The organism is Burkholderia sp. Ac-20349 (genome assembly GCF_017104865.1).
GTDB lineage: Bacteria > Pseudomonadota > Gammaproteobacteria > Burkholderiales > Burkholderiaceae > Burkholderia > Burkholderia aenigmatica.
Genome location: NZ_JAAGPM010000299.1, coordinates 1 through 2,674, shown reverse-complemented (window position 1 = coordinate 2,674; position 2,674 = coordinate 1). Strand labels below are relative to the sequence as shown.

Below are 2,674 nucleotides of genomic sequence, written 5' to 3'. Positions count from 1 at the left end.
GCGACTACCTCGAGTTCTTCGCCGAGATCGACCTGCTGTGCGCGATGTCCACGTGCCCGGGCGGCGACCTGTCGGTGCCGATGTGGGGGCCCGACGCGCGCGACCCGATCGACGTGTGCCGGCCGCTCGGCGTCGAGGTGTACCGGCTCGATCCGGGGCTGCTCGAAGGCTGGACGTCGCCGCCCGTCGCGCCGTACAGGGGCCTGCACGGGATGCAGCCGCCGCAGGCCAACTGGCAGCACGATTCGCAGCCCGGCCGGCAGCACGACAAGACGGCGTGACAAAGCCCGTAGAATGACGCCACGCCGCCGGCCAGCCACGCCGGCGGCGCACGATCAGGAGAGGAGCGAACGGACAGCATGGCAAGCGAAAAAGCGCGAGGACAATCGGTCGCCGACCGGATCAGCCATCAACTGCGCGAGCACATCATCAGCGGCAAGCTGCCGCCCGGCACGTCGCTGATCGAGATGGATCTCGCGGCCGAATACGACACATCGCGCAACTCGCTTCGCGAAGTCCTGCACCAGCTCGGCCGCGAAGGGCTCGTCACGTTCGTGCGGCACAAAGGCGTCGTCGTGCGCACGCTCAATCGTCAGGACGTGCGCGATCTTTACGTTGCGCGCCGCACGCTCGAACTCCATGCATTGAATACGGCCGAACTGGCCCAGCCGGCGCTGCTCGAGAAAATGCAGTCGGCCATTCGCGCGGCCGAGCGCGAACTCGCGAAGGAGAACTGGCAGACCGTCGGCACGCACAGCCTGCGGTTTCACCAGCATATCGTCGCGTTGCAGAAGTCCGCGCTGCTCGACGAATTCTTCCGCACCATCTCGGCGCAGTTGCGCCTCGTGTTCGCATCCGATCCCGACGAAAGGCGCGTGCAGACGCCCGACTGGATCCAGCGCGAATACCAGATCTATGACCTGCTCACGCAGAACCGCCGAAGCGAGGCCGTCACGACACTCGCGCGCTATCTCGACGATTCCGAGCGGATGCTCCTCGACGCGATCAGGCGCAGCCAGCGGGAAGCGGCCTGAGCGGCTGCCTCCCGCACGCGTCGACACCTCGCGCCGTCAGGCCTCCTCGCCGGCCGGCAGCGCATAGCTGCCGTCCTCGCGATGCGTCTCGCGCCCCGTCAGCGGCGGATTGAACACGCACACGAGATGCAGGTCGCCGCGCGTCGCGCGCAGGATGTGCGCATCGTTCTCGTTCAGCGCGTAGATCGTGCCGGGCGCAATCCGGTGCACCTTGCCGGTCGCCGTTTCGACGACTTCCCCTTCGCCCGCCACGCAATAGTTGGTCTCGAAGTGGTGCTTGTAGTGCAGATGCAGTTCCGCGCCTTCATGCACGCGCGTCTCGTGAACGGAATAGCCGACGCCGTCCTGCTGGACGATCATGCGCTTGCTGTCCCAGCCCGGGCCGTGCGCGTGGCGTTCGGTGTGGGCGATATCGGCCGATCTTACGACGATCATGAGCACCTCTTAGTAACGAGAAGAAAAAATGGCAAGCCGCGGCCTGCCGTCGAAAATCGGTTCATTCGGCAGCGCCCAGCGCGCGCTCGACCAGCACGGCCGCATCGAGCAACCGCGCATCGTCCCCACGATGCCCCGTCAGCAGCAGGCCGATCGGCAGCTTGCGCCGACGCTCGCCCGGCACGCTGATGCTCGGCAGGTCGAGCCGGTTCGCGAATTCGGTCAGCCGGAACGCGCGCGCATTCTCCGCGAGATACACGCGCTCGTCCGCCAGATCGGCGATGCGCGGCGGCGGCATCGGCACGGTCGGCGTCAGCACCGCATGCGCATCGCCCAGTTCGGCGCGGTACGCGTCGGCCAGCACCGCCAGGCGCCGCAGCGCGGCCGCGTAGTCGTGCGCCCGCACGTGTTCGCCCGCCGCGATGCGCGGGCCGACGAGCGGATCGTAGCGATCGGCGGCCGTTTCCAGTTGCGCGCGATGCAGCATGAACGCCTCCGCCGCGATGATGCCGCCCGCACGCGCGACAGCGCCGGCCTCGGCCAGGCAATCGAGCCGCTTGCGCTCGATGCGCGCACCGAGCCTGGACAGCCGTGACAACCACGCGTCGAACGCCTGTCCGACGGCCGGGTCGACATCCTCCGTCGCGAAGCGTTCGGGAACGATGAAATGCAACGCGTCGACGCGCGCGGGCGCGGGCGCGGCGCGCTCAACCATGCGGCCGCACAGCGCCGCATCGACCTGCCGGCACAGGTCGGCGGTTGCCGCCAGCATCCCCGGCACGTCGAACGTGGTCGACAGAAAACGCATGCCCGCATCGGGATAGTGGCCACGCGACGGCTTGAATCCGGCCACGCCGCAGAACGCTGCCGGGATGCGCGCCGAACCGCTCGTGTCGGAGCCGACCGACAGATCGGCGGCACCCAGCGCCACCGACACCGCCGCGCCCGAACTCGATCCACCGGCCACGCGCTCGCGTCGCGCGTCGAGCGGCGTCGCCGGTGTGCCATACGCGCGATTCACGCCGAGCGCGCCATACGCGAACTCGGTCATCGCGGTTTGCGCGACCGGCACGGCCCCCGCGCGACGCAGCGCCGCCACGAGCGCGGCGTCGGTTCGCGCGGGCGGCATGTCGGCCAGCACGCGCGAACCCGCATGCGTGACCCAGCCGTCGCAATCGAAGCAGGCCTTGACCGTCATGACCAGG

Annotated in this window: 3 protein-coding genes and 1 pseudogene; 2 read left to right on the top strand and 2 right to left on the bottom strand. The window is 68.8% G+C overall.

Annotated elements, in window-relative coordinates; genetic code table 11:
* A pseudogene (locus G3N61_RS38675) lies at nt 1–281 on the top strand (hypothetical protein); the annotation flags it as partial.
* A gap of 78 nt (nt 282–359) precedes the next feature.
* On the top strand, nt 360–1,034 hold the full coding sequence (locus G3N61_RS38670; RefSeq protein WP_089452730.1) for a GntR family transcriptional regulator: 675 nt from the start codon (nt 360–362) through the stop codon (nt 1,032–1,034).
* A 36-nt stretch (nt 1,035–1,070) separates the two neighbouring features.
* Here the strand turns inward: G3N61_RS38670 and G3N61_RS38665 are convergent, their stop codons facing one another.
* Nucleotides 1,071–1,469: an ectoine synthase gene (locus G3N61_RS38665; protein WP_089452729.1), complete on the bottom strand. Its 399-nt coding sequence runs from the start codon at nt 1,467–1,469 to the stop codon at nt 1,071–1,073.
* Between the two features lie 61 nt (nt 1,470–1,530).
* The coding region (locus tag G3N61_RS38660; RefSeq protein ID WP_205825074.1) for an amidase family protein at nt 1,531–2,674 on the bottom strand (1,144 nt) is incomplete at its 5' end.